The 20,992-nt window shown below is 66.0% G+C and carries 18 protein-coding genes; 8 read left to right on the plus strand and 10 right to left on the minus strand.

Features of this window, described 5'->3' with window-relative positions; genetic code table 11:
• Nucleotides 1-85: 85 nt before the first annotated feature.
• The gene (metH, locus tag DMX06_RS12825; RefSeq protein WP_110737584.1) at nt 86-3,793 is read right to left on the minus strand and encodes a methionine synthase; all 3,708 of its coding nucleotides are present in this window, start codon (nt 3,791-3,793) and stop codon (nt 86-88) included.
• A gap of 174 nt (nt 3,794-3,967) precedes the next feature.
• On the opposite strand from metH, the gene DMX06_RS12830 reads away from it, so the two are divergent.
• The 5 genes from DMX06_RS12830 (at nt 3,968) to DMX06_RS12850 (ending at nt 9,553) form a co-directional block, all read left to right on the plus strand.
• Nucleotides 3,968-6,268, plus strand: coding sequence for a fatty acid cis/trans isomerase (locus tag DMX06_RS12830; RefSeq protein WP_110737587.1), 2,301 nt, complete (start codon nt 3,968-3,970; stop codon nt 6,266-6,268).
• 210 nt (nt 6,269-6,478) lie between these two features.
• Nucleotides 6,479-7,513, plus strand: a complete 1,035-nt coding sequence (locus tag DMX06_RS12835) for an acyltransferase family protein (RefSeq protein WP_110737589.1) — start codon at nt 6,479-6,481, stop codon at nt 7,511-7,513.
• Between the two features lie 57 nt (nt 7,514-7,570).
• On the plus strand, nt 7,571-8,155 hold the full coding sequence (nfuA, locus tag DMX06_RS12840) for a Fe-S biogenesis protein NfuA (protein ID WP_023630602.1): 585 nt from the start codon (nt 7,571-7,573) through the stop codon (nt 8,153-8,155).
• Nucleotides 8,156-8,461: 306 nt separating this feature from the next.
• Nucleotides 8,462-9,070 carry an SCO family protein gene (locus DMX06_RS12845; protein WP_110737590.1) on the plus strand — a complete coding sequence of 203 codons (609 nt, stop codon included), beginning with the start codon at nt 8,462-8,464 and terminating at the stop codon, nt 9,068-9,070.
• A complete protein-coding gene (locus tag DMX06_RS12850) occupies nt 9,071-9,553 on the plus strand; it encodes a copper chaperone PCu(A)C (RefSeq protein WP_110737592.1) in 483 nt (160 codons plus the stop codon). It abuts the gene before it with no gap.
• A 77-nt stretch (nt 9,554-9,630) separates the two neighbouring features.
• On the opposite strand, the gene DMX06_RS12855 is transcribed toward DMX06_RS12850, so the two are convergent.
• Together DMX06_RS12855 and DMX06_RS12860 are read right to left on the minus strand one after the other, a co-directional pair.
• On the minus strand, nt 9,631-9,858 hold the full coding sequence (locus tag DMX06_RS12855; protein WP_023630605.1) for a hypothetical protein: 228 nt from the start codon (nt 9,856-9,858) through the stop codon (nt 9,631-9,633).
• Between the two features lie 15 nt (nt 9,859-9,873).
• The gene (locus DMX06_RS12860) at nt 9,874-11,025 is read right to left on the minus strand and encodes an MFS transporter (protein ID WP_110737791.1); all 1,152 of its coding nucleotides are present in this window, start codon (nt 11,023-11,025) and stop codon (nt 9,874-9,876) included.
• A 107-nt stretch (nt 11,026-11,132) separates the two neighbouring features.
• Here DMX06_RS12860 and DMX06_RS12865 point away from each other — a divergent pair, with 107 nt between their 5' ends.
• Entirely contained in the window at nt 11,133-11,942 is an 810-nt protein-coding gene (locus DMX06_RS12865; protein WP_110737594.1) for an AraC family transcriptional regulator, read from the plus strand.
• Here the strand turns inward: DMX06_RS12865 and DMX06_RS12870 are convergent.
• The 5 genes from DMX06_RS12870 to DMX06_RS12890 all read right to left on the minus strand — a co-directional run bounded on the left by DMX06_RS12870 (nt 11,902) and on the right by DMX06_RS12890 (nt 16,095).
• Nucleotides 11,902-12,735: an AraC family transcriptional regulator gene (locus DMX06_RS12870; RefSeq protein ID WP_110737596.1), complete on the minus strand. Its 834-nt coding sequence runs from the start codon at nt 12,733-12,735 to the stop codon at nt 11,902-11,904. The two genes, DMX06_RS12865 and DMX06_RS12870, sit on opposite strands and share 41 nt — an antisense overlap.
• The gene (locus DMX06_RS12875) at nt 12,732-13,046 is read right to left on the minus strand and encodes an AzlD domain-containing protein (protein ID WP_110737598.1); all 315 of its coding nucleotides are present in this window, start codon (nt 13,044-13,046) and stop codon (nt 12,732-12,734) included. The genes DMX06_RS12870 and DMX06_RS12875 overlap by 4 nt, the downstream gene beginning before the upstream one ends.
• Entirely contained in the window at nt 13,043-13,741 is a 699-nt protein-coding gene (locus DMX06_RS12880; RefSeq protein WP_110737601.1) for an AzlC family ABC transporter permease, read from the minus strand. The genes DMX06_RS12875 and DMX06_RS12880 overlap by 4 nt, the downstream gene beginning before the upstream one ends.
• Before the next feature lie 330 nt (nt 13,742-14,071).
• Complete coding sequence (locus tag DMX06_RS12885; RefSeq protein ID WP_110737603.1) at nt 14,072-15,358, minus strand: sensor histidine kinase; 1,287 nt, start codon at nt 15,356-15,358, stop codon at nt 14,072-14,074.
• A complete protein-coding gene (locus DMX06_RS12890; protein ID WP_110737605.1) occupies nt 15,355-16,095 on the minus strand; it encodes a response regulator in 741 nt (246 codons plus the stop codon). The genes DMX06_RS12885 and DMX06_RS12890 overlap by 4 nt, the downstream gene beginning before the upstream one ends.
• A gap of 219 nt (nt 16,096-16,314) precedes the next feature.
• Between DMX06_RS12890 and DMX06_RS12895 the strand changes: the two genes are divergently transcribed.
• Together DMX06_RS12895 and DMX06_RS12900 are read left to right on the plus strand one after the other, a co-directional pair.
• Nucleotides 16,315-16,590 (plus strand): DUF2790 domain-containing protein, encoded by a 276-nt coding sequence (locus DMX06_RS12895; protein WP_110737607.1) that lies wholly within the window; start codon nt 16,315-16,317, stop codon nt 16,588-16,590.
• Between the two features lie 19 nt (nt 16,591-16,609).
• Complete coding sequence (locus tag DMX06_RS12900; RefSeq protein WP_110737794.1) at nt 16,610-17,125, plus strand: thioredoxin family protein; 516 nt, start codon at nt 16,610-16,612, stop codon at nt 17,123-17,125.
• A 73-nt stretch (nt 17,126-17,198) separates the two neighbouring features.
• On the opposite strand, the gene DMX06_RS12905 is transcribed toward DMX06_RS12900, so the two are convergent.
• Entirely contained in the window at nt 17,199-18,206 is a 1,008-nt protein-coding gene (locus DMX06_RS12905; RefSeq protein WP_110737609.1) for a GlxA family transcriptional regulator, read from the minus strand.
• Nucleotides 18,207-18,338: 132 nt separating this feature from the next.
• On the minus strand, nt 18,339-20,783 hold the full coding sequence (locus DMX06_RS12910) for a TonB-dependent siderophore receptor (RefSeq protein WP_110737611.1): 2,445 nt from the start codon (nt 20,781-20,783) through the stop codon (nt 18,339-18,341).
• Nucleotides 20,784-20,992 lie beyond the last annotated feature (209 nt).

Consider the following 20,992-nt stretch of genomic DNA (forward strand, 5'->3'; position numbering starts at 1 on the left):
GACGCAAGGCCGCTCCCACAGGGATCGCGCTAGATTGAGGAAGCCGAGCAAGGCTGCCAGATGGGGGGGCAGCGCAGGGTTGGATTCAGCCCTCGTAGCCCAGGTTCGGCGCCAGCCAGCGTTCGCTGACGCTGACATCCTGGCCCTTGCGGGCGCTGTATCGCTCGATCTGGTCCTTGTCCACCTTGCCCACGGCGAAGTACTGCGCCTGCGGGTGGGCGAAGTACCAGCCGCTGACCGCCGCCGCCGGGAACATGGCGAAGTGCTCGGTGAGGAACACGCCGCTCGGGCCGGTTTCACCGATGGCGGTGCCGTCGAGCAGGCGGAACAGGGTTTCCTTCTCGGTGTGGTCCGGGCAGGCCGGGTAGCCAGGCGCCGGGCGGATGCCGCTGTACTGCTCCTTGATCAGCGCCTCGTTGTCCAGGTGCTCGTCCTTGGCATAGCCCCAGTGCTCTTTGCGCACCTGCTCGTGCAGCCACTCGGCGCAGGCTTCGGCCAGGCGGTCGGCCAGGGCCTTGACCATGATCGAGCTGTAGTCGTCGCCCTTGTCCTGGTAGGCCTTGGCCACTTCCTCGGCGCCGATGCCGGCGGTGGTGATGAAGCCGCCGACATAGTCGGTCACGCCGCTGTCCCTGGGCGCGACGAAGTCGGCCAGCGACCAGTTAGGCTTGCCGTCGGGCTTGATGGTCTGCTGGCGCAGGTGGTGCAGGGTGGCCAGGGTTTCACCGTTGTCGCCGTACACCTCGATGTCGTCATGTTCGACCTGGTTGGCCGGCCAGAAGCCGAACACCGCGCGGGCGCTGATCAGCTTCTCGTCGATCAGCTTGTCGAGCATCTCGCGGGCATCCTTGTACAGCGCCGTGGCAGCCTCGCCGACCACTTCGTCGGTGAGAATGCGCGGGAACTTGCCGGCCAGGTCCCAGGAGATGAAGAACGGTGTCCAGTCGATGTACTCGGCCAGGGTGCGCAGGTCGATGTCTTCCAGCACCTTGACGCCGGTGAAGGAGGGCACCGCGGCCTGGTAGCCGGCCCAGTCGTACTGCGGCTTGGCGGCGATGGCCTGGGCGTAGCTCAGGCGTTCGGTGCGGGCGCTGCGGTTGGCGGTGCGCTCGCGCACTTCGACGTATTCCTGGCGGGTCTTCTCGACGAAGCCGCTCTTGAGCTCCTTGGACAGCAGCTGGGTGGCCACGCCCACCGCGCGGGAGGCGTCGGTGACATAGACCACGGCGTCGTTGGAGTACTTGGGCTCGATCTTCACCGCGGTGTGGGCTTTCGAGGTGGTGGCGCCACCAATCATCAGCGGCAGGTGGAAGTCCTGGCGCTGCATCTCGCGGGCGACATGGACCATCTCGTCCAGCGACGGGGTGATCAGCCCGGACAGGCCGATGATGTCGCACTTCTGCTCGCGGGCGGTCTGCAGGATCTTCTCGGCCGGGACCATCACGCCCATGTCGACGATGTCGTAGCCGTTGCATCCCAGTACCACGCCGACGATGTTCTTGCCGATGTCGTGCACGTCGCCCTTGACCGTGGCCATGAGGATCTTGCCCTTGGCCTCGGGTTTGTCGCCTTTCTCTTCCTCGATGAACGGAATGAGGTGGGCCACGGCCTGTTTCATCACGCGGGCGGATTTCACTACCTGGGGCAGGAACATCTTGCCGGCGCCGAACAGGTCACCGACCACGTTCATGCCACTCATCAGCGGGCCTTCGATGACTTCGATGGGGCGTGCCGACTGTTGGCGGCACTCTTCGGTGTCTTCGACGATGTAGGCGGTGATGCCCTTGACCAGCGCATGCTCGAGGCGCTTGTCCACCGGCATCGAGCGCCATTCTTCGTTCTCGACTTCCTTGGTGGCGCCGCCGCCCTTGTAGTCGTCGGCGATCGCCAGCAGGGCGTCGGTACCGTGCGGGGTACGGTTGAGCACCACGTCCTCGACCTTTTCGCGCAATGCTGCCGGGATCTCGTCGTAGATCTCCAGCTGGCCGGCGTTGACGATACCCATGGTCAGGCCGTTCTGGATCGCGTGGTAGAGGAACACCGAGTGGATCGCCTCGCGCACCGGGTTGTTGCCGCGGAACGAGAACGACACGTTGGACACGCCGCCCGAGCTCAGGGCATACGGCAGGTGATCGCGGATGTAGGCGCAGGCCTCGATGAAGTCCACGGCGTAGTTGTTGTGCTCTTCGATGCCGGTGGCGACGGCGAAGATGTTCGGGTCGAAGATGATGTCTTCCGGCGGGAAGCCCACCTCGTTGACCAGGATGTCGTAGCTGCGCTGGCAGATCTCGCGCTTGCGCGCGGCGGTGTCGGCCTGGCCGACCTCGTCGAAGGCCATCACCACCACGGCGGCGCCGTAGCGCTTGCACAGGCGGGCGTGGTGCTTGAACTGCTCGACACCTTCCTTCATCGAGATCGAGTTGACGATACCCTTGCCCTGGATGCACTTAAGGCCGGCCTCGATCACCTCCCACTTGGAGGAGTCGATCATGATCGGCACCCGGGAGATGTCCGGCTCGCCGGCGATCAGGTTGAGGAAGCGGACCATGGCGGCCTGGGAGTCGAGCATCCCTTCATCCATGTTGATGTCGATCACCTGGGCGCCGGCCTCGACCTGCTGCAGGGCGACTTCCAGGGCCTCGGTGTAGTTCTCTTCGCGAATCAGCCGGGCGAACTTGGCGGAACCGGTGATGTTGGTGCGCTCGCCGACGTTGACGAACAGCGACTGGCGATCGATGGTGAACGGCTCCAGGCCCGACAGGCGGCAGGCCTTGGGGATCTCCGGGATCTCGCGCGGCTTGTACTTGGCGACCGCCTCGGCGATGGCCTGGATGTGCGGCGGGGTGGTGCCGCAGCAGCCGCCGATGATATTGAGAAAGCCGCTGGCGGCGAACTCCTCGACTACCGCGGCCATTTCCGCCGGGGTCTCGTCGTACTCGCCGAAGGCGTTGGGCAGGCCGGCGTTGGGGTGGGCGGACACATGGGTGTCGGCCTTGGTCGCCAGCTCTTCCAGGTACGGACGCAGGTCCTTGGCGCCCAGGGCGCAGTTCAGGCCGACGGAGATCGGCTTGGCGTGGCGCACCGAGTTCCAGAAGGCTTCGGTGGTCTGGCCCGACAGGGTGCGGCCTGAGGCGTCGGTGATGGTGCCGGAGATCATGATCGGCAGTTCGACGTCATCCTCCTCGAACACCTGCTGCACGGCGAAGATCGCCGCCTTGGCGTTGAGGGTGTCGAAGATGGTCTCGATCAGGATCAGGTCGGCGCCACCTTCGATCAGGCCACGGGTGGCCTCGATGTAGTTCTCTACCAGTTCGTCGAAGGTGACGTTGCGATAACCCGGATCGTTGACGTCGGGGGAGATCGAGCAGGTGCGGCTGGTCGGGCCGAGCACGCCGGCGACGAAGCGCGGCTTGTCCGGGGTCTCGAGGGTCTTGGCGTCGGCCACCTGGCGAGCGACGCGCGCGCCCTCGACGTTGAGCTCGTAGACCAGCGCCTCCATGCCGTAGTCGGCCTGGGAAATCTGCGTGGCGTTGAAGGTGTTGGTCTCGAGGATATCGGCACCGGCATCCAGGTAGGCCTTCTCGATCGCGGCGATGACATCGGGGCGGCTGAGCAGCAGCAAGTCGTTGTTGCCCTTAACATCGCTTGGCCAATCGGCGAAGCGCGTGCCACGATAGTCGTGTTCCTCGAGGCGATAACTCTGGATCATAGTACCCATGCCGCCGTCGAGGATCAGGATGCGCTCTTTGAGTGCTTTCTGGAGTGCTTGGTAACGAGCGCTGCGGTCGGACATAGGAACTACCTGGTCGGGCAAATATCAGAAGGTGCCGAATAATAACAAAGCTGCACGGATTTTAGGCGTACTGCCCATTTGCATGAATTTCCCTCATGTTGGTGCGGCGCCCCCAACACCTCAGGACCCGCCAGGCACATCGTGATGGCTTTCAAGAACCAGGACATTCGGCACATGTTGCATCGCATACTTGCCAGCGCCTTCGCCCTGCTCCTCAGTGGCGCGGCGTTCGGGCAGGCCCCCCAATCGAGCCCGACGATTTCATACACCCGGGATATCCAACCGATCTTCACCGAAAAGTGCGTAGCCTGCCACGCCTGCAACGACGCGGCCTGCCAGCTCAACCTGGGCAGCGCCGAGGGTGCCGAGCGCGGCGCCTCCAAGGTGCCGGTCTACCAGGGCGAGCGCAGCCAGGCGGTGCCCACCACGCGGCTGTTCTACGACGCCCGTGACGAAGCCGGCTGGCGCAAGCAGGGCTTCTACTCGGTGCTGGACAAGCAGGGCAGCCAGGCCGCGCTGATGGCGCGCATGCTCGAGCTGGGCCACAAGACCCCGCTCACGCCCAATGCCAAGCTGCCCGAAGAGATCGTCCTGGGGCTCAACCGCAACAACATGTGCCCGTTGCCCCACGAGTTCGACGCCTACGCCGGCGCCCACCCCAAAGAGGGCATGCCGCTGGCGGTCACCGGCCTGACCGACCAGGAGTACCAGACCCTGCAGCGCTGGCTGGCCGCTGGCGCTCCGGTCGAGAAGACGCCGATCCAGCCCAGTGCGGCGGAGGCGAAGCAGATCGCCGATTGGGAAGAGCTGCTCAACCGCCCGGGCTCGACCGAGGCCCTGGTCGGCCGCTGGCTGTACGAGCACCTGTTCCTCGCGCATATCCATTTCGTCGGCGGCGAGCCGGGCCACTTCTTCCAATGGGTGCGTTCGCGCACGCCGAGCGGCCAGCCGGTGGACCTGATCGCCACCCGCCGGCCCAATGACCCGCCGGGCACCGATTTCTACTACCGGTTGATCCCGGTGCAAGGCGTGATCGTCCACAAGACCCACATCACCTACCCGATGGGGCCGCAGAAGCTCAAGCGGGTCAAGCAGCTGTTCTACAGCGGCGACTGGCATGCCTCGTCGTTGCCCGGCTACGGCCCGCGGCACCGCGCCAACCCGTTCGAGACCTTCGAGGCGATCCCGGCGGTGGCCCGCTACCAGTTCATGCTGGACAACGCCGAGTACTTCGTGCGCACCTTCATCCGTGGCCCGGTGTGCCGCGGCCAGATCGCCACCGACGTGATCCGCGACAACTTCTGGGCGCTGTTCCAGGAGCCGGCCCACGACCTGTACATCACCGATGCCCAGTACCGTGGCGAGGCCACGCCGTTGCTGGCCATGCCCGGGCAGATCGACGATGTCGGCAGCGTGCTGAGCCTGTGGCACGCCTACCGCGACAAGCGCAACGACTACGAGGCGCTGCGCCGCGAGGCCTATGCCGAGCAGCCGGCGCCGAGCTGGTCGACCCTGTGGGCCGGCAACGACAACGCGCTGCTGAGCATTTTCCGCCACTTCGACAGCGCCTCGGTGACCAAGGGCCTGATCGGTGACGTGCCGCTGACCATGTGGCTGTTCGACTACCCGCTGTTCGAGCGCACCTACTACCAGCTGGCGGTGAATTTCGATGTGTTCGGCAACGTCTCGCACCAGTTGCAGACACGCCTGTACTTCGACCTGATCCGCAACGGCGCCGAGATCAACTTCCTGCGCTTGATGCCGGCCGGCAAGCGCGGCGAGATCCTTGGCGACTGGTACCAGAACAGCGGCAAGGTGAAGATGTGGATGGACTACGAGGACATCGACACCAGCACCCCGAGCGCGCTGAAACTGGACAAGCACGACCCCAAGCGTGACTTTGGCCTGAAGCTGCTGCAGCGCACCGGCAGCCTGAACGTGGCGCCCGACCCGATCAACCGCTGCCAGGGCGCGTTCTGCTCACGGGCGCAGGTGAGCGAGGAGTTCCGTGACGTCGAGCAGTCGCTCAGCCGCCTGGTGTCGCGCCCGGCCGCAGGGCTGAAGGTGATCGGCCAGCTGCCCGAGGCGACCATGCTGCGTATCGAAGGGCAGGGCGGCCAGCGCCAGGTCTACAGTCTGTTGCGCAACCGCGCCCACAGCAACGTGGCGTTCCTGCTCGGCGAGGCCTACCGCTACCAGCCGGGGCTGGACACCCTGACCCTGTACCCGGGTGTGCTCAGCAGCTACCCCAACTTCATCTTCAACATCCCGGCGGCCGATGTGCCGGAGTTCGTCGAGGACATGGAGGCGGCGCGGGACGATACGGCGAAGTTCGAGCGCATCGTCATGCGCTGGGGCGTGCGCCGCAGCCATCCCGAGTTCTGGCGATACTTCCATGACCTGAACAGCTACATCAAGCAGACCGAGCCGGTGGAGGCGGGGGTGCTGGACATGAACCGCTACGAGAACCTCTGATCGGTTGGCCGGGACTTTCCCGGCCTGTTGCGGTCGGAGTCGGTGAACAGGTCCTTGGGGCTGCCTTGCAGCCCTTCGCGGGTAAACCCGCTCCCACAGGAATAGTGCAGGCCTTGGGTTCAGCACAGTACCTGTGGGAGCGGGTTTATCCGCGAACGAGCGCAACGCGCTCGCAAGGGCCTCAACGCACCGGTCAACGCAGGGTTTTTCATGCTGTATTCGCTTCAGGCTCTTCGGGCATTCGCCGCCTGGGTGGTGGTCTGCCACCACTTCATGCAGATCTTCTTCGACTTCAACGCCAGCGGCCCGATCGGCCAACTGCTCGCCGACCGCGGCGCGGTGGGGGTGGACATCTTCTTCGTCATCAGCGGCCTGGTGATCTACCTCTCGACCCGCGACAAGGACATCGCGCCCGCGCAGTTCCTGCTCAACCGCGCCCTGCGCATCGTGCCCGCCTACTGGTTCTACACCCTGCTGATGGCCGCGTTGATGCTGGTCGCCAGCCACTGGATGCCGCACCAGGTGTTCGAATGGCAGCACCTGCTGCTGTCGCTACTGTTTATCCCGGCGGAGAATCCGGGCGGCTACGGCCTGTACCCGACCCTCAACGTCGGCTGGACGCTGAACTTCGAGATGTTCTTCTACCTGCTGTTCGGCCTGGCGTTCCTGGTGCGCCAGCGTCATCACCTGCTGCTGGTGACGGCGGCGCTGCTGCTGGTCAGCGAGGTGCTGGGCCGCCTCGGCGTGCTCAGCCGTTTCTACAGCAACGACATTGTCTACGAGTTTCTGCTGGGCATCGGCCTGGGCGTGCTGTACCGCCGCGGGCTGATTCGCCAGGGCCTGTGGCTGCCGTTGGGGCTGCTGGGGGTGGCAGGATATGCGCTGTATCACCTGGACGCCTCGCAACGCCTGCTGCACTGGGGGCTGCCCAGCGCCCTGGTGGTGCTGGCGTTTATCGCCCTGGAGCGCTACTTCAAGGGCAACCGGTTGCTCAAGGCGCTGGGCGATTGCTCCTATTCGGTGTACCTGGTGCATGTGCTTGTGCTGTACGGCGGCCTGTTCGCCAGCGAACGCCTGCACTTGAACCCTTACCTGGTATTCGCCTTGTGCGTGCCGTCAATCGGACTAATGTCGTGGCTCAGCTACCACTGGCTGGAGCGTGGCCTGTATGGGCGGCTCAAGGCCGGATTCGCGGGGCATGGCACCCAGGAGCCTGTGCTGGCGCTTTCCCGAGTCAAATGCTAGGACTTTGTTCGAGGGCCGGGTTGGCGTACACTGCCGGCAAGTCTGTGAGGAACTTCCATGAGCGCTATAACCATTACCGACGCCGCCCATGATTACCTGGCCGATCTGCTCTCCAAGCAGAACACGCCTGGCATCGGCATCCGTATCTTCATCACCCAGCCGGGCACCACCTACGCCGAAACCTGCATCGCCTACTGCAAGCCGGGCGAGGAGAAGCCCGACGACCAGCCGGTGGGCCTGAAGAGCTTCACCGCCTACCTCGACGCGGTCAGCGTGCCGTTCCTCGAGGACGCGCTGGTCGACTACGCCACCGACCGCATGGGCGGCCAGCTGACCATCAAGGCGCCGAACGCCAAGGTACCGATGGTCAACGAAGACAGCCCGATCAACGAACGCATCAACTACTACCTGCAGACCGAGATCAACCCAGGCCTGGCCAGCCACGGCGGCGCCGTGAGCCTGGTGGACGTGGTCGACGACGGCATCGCCGTGCTGCAGTTCGGCGGCGGCTGCCAGGGCTGCGGCCAGGCCGATGTGACGCTGAAGGAAGGCATCGAACGCACCCTGCTCGAGCGCATTCCGGAGCTCAAGGGCGTGCGTGATGTGACCGACCACAGCCAGAAGGAAAACGCCTACTACTAAGGCGTCTTTCCAATCGCGGGGCAAGCCCACTCCCACGCCTAGGGCATACCTGGGTCACAGCGTGGGAGCGGGCTTGTCGGAACGCCGCACCGCCCGTGATGCTTTTCAGGCGTTGTGCATTGATCCCTAGCAACAAAGTGTTACGGATTCAACCCCTGCGACAACCGGTCGCGCCCCGTAAACAAAGGGCTGCAGCCCGATTGGCCGGATATCGGGTGGATGGTGCAGGGGGGGCGTGACAGAATGCCCCGGTTTTCTGGCCGGCCCATCCCAGGGGTCGGCACCTTCCCTGTAAAGGATGGTTCCATGAATGATCTGTTGACCCGGCGCGCGGTTGTCGCCGGGATGGGCGTACTGGGGCTTGGCCTGCTGGCGGGTTGCAGCCCGGCCCGGGGCCTTGATTTCAAGTACGGCAAGAACATGAGCAACGAGATCCTCGGGCGCAAGTTCAAGCTCAAGGACCCTCAAGGCAATGAGCGCACCCTGTCGAGTTTCTACGGCTCGATGCCGATGATATTCTTCGGCTTCACCCAGTGCCCGGCCGTCTGCCCGACCGCCATGGCGCGCGTGGCGCAGATCCGCAAGATCCTGCGCGGCCGTGACCGTGACCTGTTCCAGCCGGTGTTCATCACCCTGGATCCGGAGCGCGACACCCCCGAGATACTTGATGCCTACGTCAAGGCCTTTGACCCGTCGATCGTCGCCCTGACCGGTACCCCCGAGGAAATCGCCGAGGTGGCCCGGGAGTTCAAGGTGTTCTATGAAAAGGTCCCGGCCGGCGACACCTACACTGTCTCTCACTCGTCCACCAGCTACGTCTACGATACGCGTGGCACCCTGCGCCTGAGCCTGGGCCATTCCCTGAACGCCAAGGAATGCGCCGAGGACCTGGTCACCCTGATGGAGATCTGCTGAATGTCGATGCAACCGATCAAACGCGGCCTGGCCGCCCTGGCCCTGCTGGGCATGGCCCTGCCGGCTTTCGCCCAGACCACCGTGAGCGACGCCTGGGTGCGCGCCAGCGTGCCGCACCAGCCATCGACCGGCGCCTTCATGACCCTGACCGCCAGCAGCGACAGCAAGCTGGTGAGCGTTGCTTCGCCCGTGGCCAAGGACGTACAGGTGCATGAGATGGTCATGAACGGCGATGTGATGAAGATGGGGCCGGTCGATGCCATCGCGCTGCCGGCAGGCAAGCCCGTCAAGCTGGACCCCAATGGCTACCACGTGATGTTGATGGGCCTGAACCAGCAGGTGAAGGAAGGCGAGCAGGTGCCGCTGACCCTGACCATCATCGATGCCAAGGGCGAGAAGGAAACCTTGCAGGTGCAGGCGCCGGTGCGTGCGCTCAACGCCGAGAGCGGCGGCGGGCATGACCATATGCACATGAACCACTGATGCAGCCACCATCGCGGGTCAAGCCCGCTCCCACGTGATCGGTGGGAGCGGGCTTGACCCGCGATGCTTTTCGGCGGTCAGCTACGAAAACGTGGCAGCGGCCGTTCGATATTCAGCGATGTCAGGGTCTTGCGCACCTGGGCATCCTCGGCCTCCAGCGCCTTGAGGCTGGCGCGGATCTTGCCGGCGGCGGGCACGTCGCCCTGGCGGTCGATCCAGTCGGCGATCTCCTTGCAGGCGCTGCTCAGGCAGGCCTGGCGCTGGCTCATCAGCGACAGGAGCGTGGTGATTTCTCGTTCGGACATGACGCGATCCTCCATTCAGCCCCTTGAGTGTAGCAGCGCGCGGCCAGGCTGCTCGTAGCCGAGGGCCAGCACCCAGGTCGCCAGGGCACAGGCGAACAACGTCGCTCCCAGGGCCTGGCTGGCGCCTGCCAGCAGCAGTCCCGCGCCGATCTGCAGGTAGTAGAACAAGCCGAACAGCGCGCCCGCCGTACCACGGCAGTCGGCGTAATCGACCAGCGCCGAGCCCAGCACCAACGGAATCGCCATGGCGAAAGCGAACATCACCAGGGTCATGGCCAGCACCGACCACAGGCTGTCGCCCAGCCCCAGCAGTGCCAGCGCCGCCAGCAGGTCGAGCAGGCAGGCCAGGCGCAGCAGGCGCGCCGTGGCCACCCCGCGTTGCAGCAGCCGTGCATTGAGGCGTGCGCCCAGTAGCGAGCCGAGCGCCAGTGCCGCGCCGGAGTAGCCCATCCATTGGCTGGCGGCGAGGCGCTCGAAGACGAATGGCGCCAGGCTGTACCAGCTGAAAACACTGATGTTGAACACTGCCACCAGGGCGCTGGCCAGCAACACGCGACGGTCACACAGCAGGCGCTGCAGCACCTGGCCGAACGCGGGCGTCGCCTGCGCGGTGGGTCGTGTCTCGGGCAGGCTGTGCCAAGTCCAGGCGAGCAGCAGCGCGGCCATCAGCAACTGGCCGGCGAGCACGCCGTGATAGCCGAACAACCGCTCCAGCCAGGCGCCGCTGACCAGCCCCAGCGCCGGGCTGAGCGCCAGGCACACGCCGATCACCGAGAACACCCGGGCCAGTTCAGGGCCGGCATGGCGATCGCGCAGGACGGTCTGGGTGACCACGGAGCCCACCGCCGCGGCGAACGCCGCCACGATCCGCGCTAGCAGCAGTTGGCTGAAGTCGACCGCCAGCAGCGCCGCCAGCGCCGCGCCGCTGTAGAGCAGCAGGCCGGCAAGCATTGCCCGGCGCCGCCCCCACAGGTCACAGCCACGCCCCCAGGCCAGCACCCCGACGGCGAAGGCCACGAAGTACAGCGACAGGGTCAGAGAAGCCTGGGCGGGGCTGACGGCGAAACCCTTGGCCAGGGAGACCAGGGCAGGGCTGTAGAGGGTTTCGGCAACCTGGGGAAACATCAGCAATGCGCTGGCCAGGGCCAGCCAGGAACGGGAAAGCATGGGAATGAACGCCTTGCGGTACAAACGGGCGTTCATGGTAGGTGGGTTGTGTCGTGAGCTATTATCGCGGTTCTGCTAATCTATCATTGAAATCGGACATTCTTGCCATGGCTTGGTTAGCCCCCGACGCCCACTTCGATCCCGATGCTTTCGACGCGCCGGTACTGGGCATCTGCTCGGCCCTGGGCGACCACGACTCCGGGCGCCACCGCCATGGCCGCGGCCAGGTGCTGTTCACCCGCCAGGGCTGCGTGCGTATCCAGACCCCCGGGCGTCTATGCCTGTTGCCGCCGACTCAGGCGGCGTGGATTCCGGCGGGGCTTGAGCATCGGGCGCGCATGCGCGAGACGGTGGACTATCGCTCGCTCTACTTCAGCGCCGCGCTCAGCGTGGGGCTGCCCGACGAGGTGACGATCATCAGCGTCAACCCGTTGCTGCGCGAGCTGCTCGAACGCATCGCCCAGGCGCCGTTCGACACGGCCTGGGAACGAGGTGACGAAACGCACCTGCTGGCATTGTGCCTTGGCGAGCTGCGACTGGCGCCGCGCCAACCGATGTTCCTGCCACTGCCCGGCGATCGGCGCTTGGCCGGGCTGGTCGAGCGGCTCGAGCGCCTGCCGCCGGCGCTGGGTGAACTGGCGCGGCAGGTTGGTGCCAGCGAGAAGACCATCAGCCGCCTACTGCGCCGGGACACTGGCATGTCCTATCAGCAATGGCGTCAGCAGTGGCGGTTGCTGCGGGCAATGGAGCAGCTGGCGTTGCAGCGGCCGCTGGGCGCTATCGCCGACGACCTGGGGTTTGCCACCGACAGCGCCTTCATCGCCTTCTTCCGTGGCATGACCGGCATCACGCCGGGCGCCTGGAACCGTGGCGTGGCTACAGGCCCAGGCAGGCCTGGCGATAGGCCCCCGGCGTGACGCCATAGGCCTGCTTGAACTGGCGGCTGAGGTGGCTCTGGTCGGCGAAGCCCAGGGTGACGGCGACCTCCAGTGCCGGCAGGCCGCTGCGCAGCAGCTCCCGGGCGCGAGCCAGGCGGCGCTGCTTGAGCCAGGCGTGGGGCGGCAGGCCGGTGGCCTGGCGGAACACCCGGGCGAAGTGGAACGGCGAAAGGTTCACCGCCGCCGCCAAAGTCTCCAGCGAGGGCGGCTCGGCCAGCCGGCTCTCCAGCAGCTCGCGGGCACGGGCCACGGCCAGCGGTTCGTTGCCGGGGGCTGCAGGTTCGGCGCAGTGGCCGTGGCGTTGTACCAGCGCCAGCACCGCCTGGCGCCAGGCGGTCTGCTGCTCCAGGGCGCTGGCGCAGCACTCGGACAACCGGTGCAGCTGGCTGAAGGCGGCGGCCAGGGCCGGGTCCTGGATCACGCTGTCCTTGAACCGGGGCAGGCCGTGGCGACCCAGCTCCAGTTCGTCGAGCACGCCGGTGACCCGCTCGTGCTCGGGGTAGAAACCCCGGTAGCGCCAGCCGGCCTCGTGGGCGGTGGCGCCGGTGTGCAGCTCGTCGGGATTGATCAGCACCATGCTGCCCACCGGCGCCAGGTGTTCGCTGCCCCGGTGCCAGAAACGCTGGGCACCGGACTCGATCACGGTGAACACGTAGCCTTCGTGCACGTGCGGGGCGAAGCGCTGCTGGATGTAGCGGGCGTGCAGCATCTCGACGTCGCCGAGGGCGGGCGCCTGCCACAGGTGGGCCTGTTCGCGCAGGGGCGTGGTCATACCAGCCAGCTGCGCAGGAGGAAGAAGATCAGCATGCTCGCCAGCATGCTCAGCAACACGCTGCGGGTCAACAGCACCAGGGCGATTGCCACCAGCGAACCGAGCAGGTAGGGGTTGAGCGGGCTCAGCTCGAGCTGGTGGCCGGGCAGGAAGATGATCGGCCCGCAGATCGCGGTGAGCATGCCGGGCACGGCGAAGCCGAGGAACTGCCGTGCGTTGGAGCTCAGCCGCAGCGGCAGGCGAGGTTCGAGGAAGGCGTAGCGGTTGAGGAACACCACCGCGCCCATGGCGACGATCAGCAGCCAGATCATGCGCGGCCTCCGGAGAATTTCTGGCAGATAAAACCCGCGGCCATGCCCAGCAGGCCGGCCACCACCAGGGCGGTTTCCCAGTGCCAGTAGCTGAACAGTACCGAGCAGAACAGCGACACCGCCACGCACACCACGGTCGGCAGGTTGCGCACCAGCGGCGCGATCAGCGCGACGAAGGTGGCGACGATGGAGAAGTCCAGGCCCAGCTGGTCCAGGTGCGGGATGTTCTGGCCGAGGACGATGCCGGCCAGGGTGAACAGGTTCCAGGCCACGTAGAAGGTCAGGCCGACGCCCAGGGCGTACCAGCGGTTGAACTGCTGCTGGTCGTGGTGGCTGGTCAGGGCGAAGAACTCGTCGGTGAGCAGAAAGCCCAGGCCCAGCCGCCAGCGGGTCGGCAAGCCGGACATCACCGGGCGCATGGACAGCCCGTAGAGCAGGTGCTGCGAGGTCAGCAGCAGGGTGGTGAGCAGGATCGACAGCAGGTTGGCGCCACCCTTGAGCATGCCGATGGCCACCAGCTGCGCGGCGCCGGCGAAGACGATGGCCGACAGGCCCTGGCCTTGCCAGGCGCTGAGGTTGGCCTCGATGGCCATGGAACCGGCCAGCAGGCCCCAGGGCGCGACGGCCAGGGACAGCGGCAGGATGGCGATGGCGCCGTGGAGGAAGGCATGGCGGGCGAGCGGCGGGCTGGACATGGGAACGGCAACGAATCGACAGGGCAGGCCAGCATGACAGACAGCTCAGAGGGTGGCTTGAACGATCTTGCTTTGTTGGCCCCTCTCCTCAGGCCTTGCGCAATCCCTGTAGGAGATCACACAGCCCTTCCGGGCTGCGCTGTCGCGCAGGGAACTGTCCCCTGTGGGAGCGGCCTTGCGTCGCGAAAGGGCTGCGCAGCAGCCCCAGCAATTTCGATGATGGCTCGGAATATGGGGCCGCTGCGCGCCCCTTTCGCGACGCAAGGCCGCTCCCACAGGGTCCAGCTAAATCAATAAGTTACGGTTTGTTCCATGAGAGCGGCTGTGGATTCAGCGCAGCTCGACCTGCGCGCACAGCCCCCCTTCGGCGCGGTTGCGCAGGGTCAGGCTGCCGCCCATGGCCTGGGTCAGCTGCTGGGCGATCGCCAGCCCCAGCCCGGTGCCGCCGGTGCTGCGGTTGCGCGAACCCTCGACTCGATAGAAAGGCTTGAGCACATCGTCGAGCTCCGCCTCGGGAATCCCCGGGCCGTCATCCAGCACGCGGATCAACGTCACGCCGTTTTCGCACCCCACCTCAAGCTGCGCGGCACCGGAGAACTTGAGGGCATTGTCCACCAGGTTCACCAGTACCCGGCGCAAGGCGTGGGGACGGGTTTCGAGGGTCGCCTGGGCGCTGCCGCGCCGGTCCACCCGGGCGCCGCTGTCCTGGTAGTCGAACACCAGGCTGTCGAGGAAGGCGTCGAGGTTGACCCGGCATGGCGCCTCGGTGCCGCTGTCCATGCTGCGGGCATAGGCCACGCCTTCGCGCACCAGGTGCTCCATGGCGTCCAGGTCATGCGCCAGCTTGTCCTTCTCCTGGCCGTCGTCCATCTGCTCGACCCGCAGCTTCATGCGCGTGATCGGCGTCTGCAGATCGTGGGAAATGGCGGCGAGCAGTTGCATGCGTTCCTTGAGGTAGGCGCCGATGCGCGCCTGCAGCGCATTGAAGGCCACGGCGGCGTAGCGCACCTCGCGCGGGCCGCTTTCGTCCAGTAGCGGGCCTGGGCTGTTCGGGTCGAGGTTGTCCACCGCCTGGACCAGGCGGGTCAGCGGGCCGATGGCCAGGCGCACCGCCAGCCAGGTACAGGCCAGCAGCACCGCCAGCTGGATCAGCAGCACCACCGGCAGCCAGGTGGCCACCGGCACCGCGGCGGGGGTGACGTCGATGGTCAGCGGCGCGCCGTCGGCCAGGCGCAGGTGGGCCTGGAAATGCGCGTTGGGGCCGGGGATCTCCTGGAAGGTCAGGGCGTAGCGGTCGCCGATGGCCTTGACGATGGATTCGGCGGCCATGGGCGGGTCGGCGCTGGGCATGGCTTCGCCGGGCAGGCCGCCGTCCAGCCGGTAGCGGTAGGTGCGCCGCTCCAGGCGCGACAGCCAGGCCGGCCGTTCGGCGGCGGGCAGGCGGTCGAGGATGGCCACCGAGGTCGAGACGTCCAGTTCCAGGTTGCTGAGCATCATCGAGCGGCTGCTGACATAACGCTCGTAGGCCTGCAGGCTGAACGACAGGCCATAGGCCAGCACCAGCCCGGTGAAGAAGATCAGGGCCAGGCGCGAGGCCAGGGTGCGCGGCCATTTCATGCCGGCGACTCCAGCAGCTGCACCGGTAGCGAGAACACATAGCCTTCGCTGCGCACGGTCTTGATGCAGGTGGGCTCGCGGGCGTCGTCGCCCAGGCGCTGGCGCAGGCGGCTGACCAGCAAGTCGATGGAGCGGTCGAAGATGTCCGCCTCGCGGCCCTGGGTGAGGTTGAGCAGCTGTTCGCGGCTGAGCACCCGCTGCGGATGGTCGAGGAACACCCGCAGCAAGCGGTACTCGGCGCCCGACAGCGCCACCAGGGTGCCTTCGTTGTCGAGCAGGTGGCGGGCGGTGGTGTCCAGGCGCCACTGGCCGAAGGCGATCAGCCGGCTGCTCTCGCTGATGGTCAGGTTCGGTGGCAGCATGCGCGTGCGCCGCAGCACGGCGTTGATCCGCGCCAGCAGCTCGCGGGCGGAAAAGGGTTTGGTCAGGTAGTCGTCGGCGCCCATCTCCAGGCCGATGATGCGGTCGGTCTCGTCGTTGCGCGCGGTGAGCATCAGCACCGGCGTGTTGCGGTGCTTGCCGGCGCGCAGTTCGCGGCACAGCAGCAGGCCGTCGTCGCCGGGCATCATGATGTCGAGGACGATCAGGTCGACGGCGTTGTTTTCCAGGAAGGCGCGCATCTGCCGGCCATCGGCGACGATGCTGGTGCGCAGGCCGTTCTTCTTCAGGTAATTGCCGACCAGTTCGCGGATCTCGCGGTCGTCGTCGACGATCAGGATGTGATCGGCGTGTTCCATCGGGGTGTCCTTGTACGTGGGGAATGGGCGCAGTGTACCGAGCGGATCCGGGCTTGCCTGCCCGGGTTTGTATTGCAGTGTATCTGCTGGTGGCACAGATACAGGAAGAAGCACGGCGACCCCTGGGCGGACACAAGCGCGATACCTGGCAGGCGTGAAATGGCTCTCGACCGGGGAGCAAAGCCTCCCCACACAAGACCTCGCATCAGGAGACACGCCATGACTATCAAGACCCTCGCCAGCGCCGCCCTGTTCGCCGTCCTCGGCCTCGGCGCCCTGACTGCCCAGGCCAGCAGCAGCTCGCTGAACGACGCCAGCGTGATGCAATACCGCTACGGCGACCGGCTGGATGTGAAGAAGGTGCTGTCGGTGAAGGATGAGTCAGGTTCCACCTGCGGACCGGTGAAGACCCGCATGGATTACCTCGACTCCCAGGGCAAGCCGCAGAGCGTCGAGTACCGCACCTACGCCACCAGTGGCTGCCATGACAACTGAGGCGTGCGGCAAACGCCGCCTGCTCAAGGCCGGCGGCGTGGCCCTGGCCCTGCTCGGGCTGGGCCTGGCCGGCCACCTGCTGGCCCGCGACAGCTACGGCCCCATGCCGTCGCTGGCGGGGGCCGAGCAGTGGCTCAACTCGCCACCGCTGGACGGTCCGGCGCTCAAGGGCAAGGTGGTGCTGGTGGACTTCTGGACCTACGACTGCATCAACTGCCGGCGCAGCCTGCCCCATGTCAACGACTGGGCGCGGCGCTATGGCGAGCAGGGGCTGGTGGTGGTCGGGGTGCATACGCCGGAGTACGACTACGAGCACGATCTGGGCAATGTCCGGGTGCAGGTACAGCAACTGGGCATTGCTTACCCGGTGGCGGTGGACAATGGCTACCGGATCTGGAACGCCTGGGGCAACCAGTTCTGGCCGGCGCATTACTTTGTCGACCGCAAGGGGCAGGTGCGCCATGTGCACTTTGGCGAGGGGGATTATGCGGGGCAGGAGCGGGTGATTCAGGCGTTGTTGAATGAGCAGGGTTGATCCGTTGTCCGTTTCGGCCCTGTCGCGGGGCAAGTCGCATCGGCGCACCGCGATAGGGCCGGTTCAGGCAACATCATTCCCCGAGCCGCTGCTCCCGCGACGGCGGATAGCCGAAATACGCCGCATAGCACTTGCTGAAGTGCGACACCGAGACGAACCCGCAGGCCACCGCCACCTCCATCACCGACAGGTCCGAGTACTGCAGCAGCCGGCGGCTCTTGGTGATGCGCAGTTCCATGTAGTAACGCCGGGGCGAGGTGCCCAGCTGGGCCTGGAACAGCCGGTCGATCTGCCGCCGCGAGCGCCCGGAGTAGGCGGCCAGCTGATCGAGGCTCAGGGTCTCCTCGAGGTTGTTCTCCATCAGCTCGACGATGGTGCGCAGGTGCAGGCTCATGGACTTCTTCGCCCCCGGCCCGACCTGGCGATAGCGCGCCCCGGAGAACGACAGGATCTCCTCGACGCCTTCGGCCAGGGCATCGCCGTACAGCCGCCGCACCAGGCCAAGCATCAGCTCCATGGCGCCGTTGGGGCTGGCGGCGCTCAGGCGGTCGCGGTCGAGGGTGAAGCTGGCCGGGGTGATGCGCGTCTGCGGGCTGATCTCGGCCAGGCTGGCGCGCTGCTCGGGGTGCACGCTGCAGCCGTAGTCGTCGAGCACCCCGGCGCGGCCGAGGAACCAGGCGCCGTTCCACAGCCCGGCGAGGGTCATGCCGTGGCTGGCGCAGTCGCCCAGCAGGCGGTCGAGTTCGGGGTATTTCAACGGTGTGCGCAGACCGCCGCAGATCACCAGCAGATCGAGATCCTGCAGGCTGCGGGGCTCGAGCGGGCTGGCCACCAGCTCCAGGCCCAGGTCGCTGAGCACGCGATCGCCCGCCAGCGACAGCGGGGTGGAGGTGAAGCTGTCGGCGCGCAGCAGGTTGGCGGTGACCAGCACGTCCATCGCCACGGTGAAGCTGGCCATGGAGAAATGCTCGAGCAGGACGAAGTCCACGCGATAGGGACGCTGGCTGCCGGCGTCACCGGACTTGAGCCGCAGCATGTTGCTGGTGCTGGTCTTCTTGCTGAACTGACGTGGCGTGGGCACTGCGGACTCCGCTTCCTGGCTGGCGGGGACGAGTGTGCGGTGAGGCGGGGGGAAAGACAACAGGCGGCACTTGCCGGCGCTGAAAGCACAGCGCCCCCTCTAGAGGGGGCGCCGGTTGTTGCCAGGCGGGGCTTAGAAGTCGCCGCGCAGGGTGAACATGTAGCTACGTGGGGTGCCGTAGGTGGTGCCGCGGGTCCAGTAGCCCATCGAGTCGAAGTACTTGCGGTCGAACAGGTTCTCGACGTCCACGCCGACGGTCCAGTGCTTGTCGAGCTTGTAGGCGGCGCGCGCGTCGAAGATCGCCCGGCCGCTGTTGTAGGCCTCGTTGCCCTTGTCGACGTAGGAGTTCTGCGCCGAGACGCCACCACCGATGCTCAGTCGGCTCCACTCGCCCGGCAGGGTGTAGTTGGTGTTCAGGCGCAGCATGTGTTTCGGCGTCTGTGCGGAGATCGGGCCGCCGTCGGAGGAACTGGTGGTGTTGTAGGTGTAACCGGCAGCCACCTGCAGGCCTGGCAGCAGCTCGCCGCTGGCCTCGGCCTCGAAACCCTTGCTGCGGTTGATGCCATTGCTGTTTACCCAGCAGCGACCGTTCACATCGTTCTGGCATTTGCCGTCGTTTTCCCAGTCGCGTGCGGCAACGTCTTCCTGTTCGATGTAGAACACGGCGAAGGAGACGTTCAGGCGCTTGTCGAACAGCTCACCCTTGATACCGGTTTCGGAGTTCGTACCAGTGGATGGGTCCAGCATGCTGCCGCCTGCAGTGCGGTAGTTGGCCTGCGGCTGGAAGATGTCGGCGTAGCTGGCGTACCAGGACCACTGGTCGTTCAGGTCGTAGATCACGCCGGCGAAGGGGGTGAACTCGTGTTTCTGCTCGTTGGTCGACACGTTGTCGCCGTCCCAGGCCTCGGTCTTGTACCAGCTCAGGCGCGCACCGAGTACGAAACTCAGGTCCTCGGTCGCGCGCAGTCGCGTGCTGAGGTAGGTGCCGTAACGGGTGTCGATGGTGTCGTCCTTGTAGTCCCAGCCCTGGCGTGCCAGCTTGGGAATGTTGCTGTGGCTGGGGTCGAACACGTTCAGTGGGATAGGCGTCGGCAGGTTCTCAGTGCGGTCCTTGTCGTTCATCTTGCGTTTGGACCAGTTGGCGCCCAGGGTCACCTGATGGGTCAGGCCGAAGGCTTCAAAGTTACCGTCCAGATGACCGTCGACGGCGTTGGAGGTGACGTCGAACTTGTGGTAGCTCACATCCTTGACCACCGGCCCGCCGGCTGCGCCGTACTCAAGGGTGTCATCCGCACTCCACTCGATGGCGCTGCGGTTGTAGCCACCCTCGGAGTGCGACAGCGCCAGCTTTCCGCTCCAGTTGTCGTTGAAACGATGGGTGATGTCGCCGAACACCTCGTCCATGTCGCTCTGCAGCGTGGCCCAGTCCTGCCCCAGGAAGGTCGAGCGCTTCAGGTGCGGGTTGCTGCCATCGGGATTGTTCGGGATGCCCAGCACGCTGTAGCCGTCGATGCGCGAGGTCTGGCGACGCAGGCCCAGGCCAAGGGTGGTGGCATCGCTCAGGTCGGCTTCGACGATGCCGTACAGCAGCGGCCGCTTGGATTTGGTCACATCGGTGAAGTAGCCGCGGTCCTCGTAGGAGGCGACCATGCGCCCGCGCAGGGTGCCTTCGGGGTTGAGCCGGCCACTGGCGTCCAGGTCCAGGCGGTAGTTGTCCCAGGAGCCGGCACGGGTGATGACGGAGAAGCGTGGGTCCGCAGTCGGACGCTTGCGCACAAGGTTCACCGCGCCACCCGGGTTGCCCGCGCCCACCAGCAACCCGGAGGCGCCGCGCAGCACTTCGACGCGGTCGAACACTGCCATGTCCGGGGTCATCCAGCCGGTGTAGGCGTAGGCTTGGCCGGGCACGCCATCGACCATGTAGCTGTCGTCGGTGAGGTCGAAGCCGCGGGAACTGAAGTGGTGGTTGCCGTAGCCGCGGTTGGCGCGGGTGATGCCGGTGGCCTGGGCCATCACCTGGTCCAGCGACACAAGGTTCTTGTCGTCCATCAGCTTACGAGTGACCACGGTCACCGACTGCGGGGTCTCACGTAGCGACTGCGCGGTCTTGCCAATGGTCACCGCACCGGTGGTATAGGAGTTGGTGCCTTCGGTGGTGGCGCCGAGGACCTGGCCGTTGATGGTGGTGGCGTCCAGGGTCATGGCCGAGCCGGACTCCGCCGCACCGCTGATGATCAGGGTGTTGTCCTGCACGCTGTAGCGAATCCCGCTGTTCCTGAGCAGCTCCCCAGCTGCCTGGGTTGGCGAGAAGCGGCCCTTGACCGGGCTGCTGCGCAGGCCCTGGACGGTCTCGGGGCTGAACAGCACCTGCAGGTTGCCCTGGCGGCCGAGCTCTTGCAGGGCGCTGGCCAGCGATTGCGCCGGGATGTCGAAGTCCTGCTCCTGGGCCTGCACCTGGGCGGCCAGCGGCAGTGAGAGGGCGAGGCCGAGGGTGGCCATGGCCGGGGAGGAGCGCAGCATCCGGCGCAGCATCAGTGCCTTGCTCAAAGGGGTCAGTGTGTTGGCTGGTAATGGCATTTTTATGCTCTGGCTCAAGGTACGCAAAGTAAATGAAAATTATTCCGTTGCGAGTAGGACGCATGCGAATGCCAAAACCGGAAAAATAATTATTACGGTTGGTAGAGGCGTGACCTGCGACTTCCCTGTGGGCAGGGTTGATTCGGCGTGCGGCAATAGGGGAACGAGCGGTACGGCGGGGAATTTAAGCGGCGGGCGGCGCCAGGCGC

This window comes from Pseudomonas mosselii (genome assembly GCF_003205295.1).
Lineage (GTDB): Bacteria > Pseudomonadota > Gammaproteobacteria > Pseudomonadales > Pseudomonadaceae > Aquipseudomonas > Aquipseudomonas mosselii_B.

Bases quoted from the DNA above. Each gene is read 5' to 3' on its own strand.
- metH (WP_110737584.1), bottom strand. From the start codon at position 3,793: ATGTCCGACCGCAGCGCTCGTTACCAAGCACTCCAGAAAGCACTCAAA.
- DMX06_RS12830 (WP_110737587.1), top strand. From the start codon at position 3,968: ATGTTGCATCGCATACTTGCCAGCGCCTTCGCCCTGCTCCTCAGTGGC.
- DMX06_RS12835 (WP_110737589.1), top strand. From the start codon at position 6,479: ATGCTGTATTCGCTTCAGGCTCTTCGGGCATTCGCCGCCTGGGTGGTG.
- nfuA (WP_023630602.1), top strand. From the start codon at position 7,571: ATGAGCGCTATAACCATTACCGACGCCGCCCATGATTACCTGGCCGAT.
- DMX06_RS12845 (WP_110737590.1), top strand. From the start codon at position 8,462: ATGAATGATCTGTTGACCCGGCGCGCGGTTGTCGCCGGGATGGGCGTA.
- DMX06_RS12850 (WP_110737592.1), top strand. From the start codon at position 9,071: ATGTCGATGCAACCGATCAAACGCGGCCTGGCCGCCCTGGCCCTGCTG.
- DMX06_RS12855 (WP_023630605.1), bottom strand. From the start codon at position 9,858: ATGTCCGAACGAGAAATCACCACGCTCCTGTCGCTGATGAGCCAGCGC.
- DMX06_RS12860 (WP_110737791.1), bottom strand. From the start codon at position 11,025: ATGCTTTCCCGTTCCTGGCTGGCCCTGGCCAGCGCATTGCTGATGTTT.
- DMX06_RS12865 (WP_110737594.1), top strand. From the start codon at position 11,133: ATGGCTTGGTTAGCCCCCGACGCCCACTTCGATCCCGATGCTTTCGAC.
- DMX06_RS12870 (WP_110737596.1), bottom strand. From the start codon at position 12,735: ATGACCACGCCCCTGCGCGAACAGGCCCACCTGTGGCAGGCGCCCGCC.
- DMX06_RS12875 (WP_110737598.1), bottom strand. From the start codon at position 13,046: ATGATCTGGCTGCTGATCGTCGCCATGGGCGCGGTGGTGTTCCTCAAC.
- DMX06_RS12880 (WP_110737601.1), bottom strand. From the start codon at position 13,741: ATGTCCAGCCCGCCGCTCGCCCGCCATGCCTTCCTCCACGGCGCCATC.
- DMX06_RS12885 (WP_110737603.1), bottom strand. From the start codon at position 15,358: ATGAAATGGCCGCGCACCCTGGCCTCGCGCCTGGCCCTGATCTTCTTC.
- DMX06_RS12890 (WP_110737605.1), bottom strand. From the start codon at position 16,095: ATGGAACACGCCGATCACATCCTGATCGTCGACGACGACCGCGAGATC.
- DMX06_RS12895 (WP_110737607.1), top strand. From the start codon at position 16,315: ATGACTATCAAGACCCTCGCCAGCGCCGCCCTGTTCGCCGTCCTCGGC.
- DMX06_RS12910 (WP_110737611.1), bottom strand. From the start codon at position 20,783: ATGCCATTACCAGCCAACACACTGACCCCTTTGAGCAAGGCACTGATG.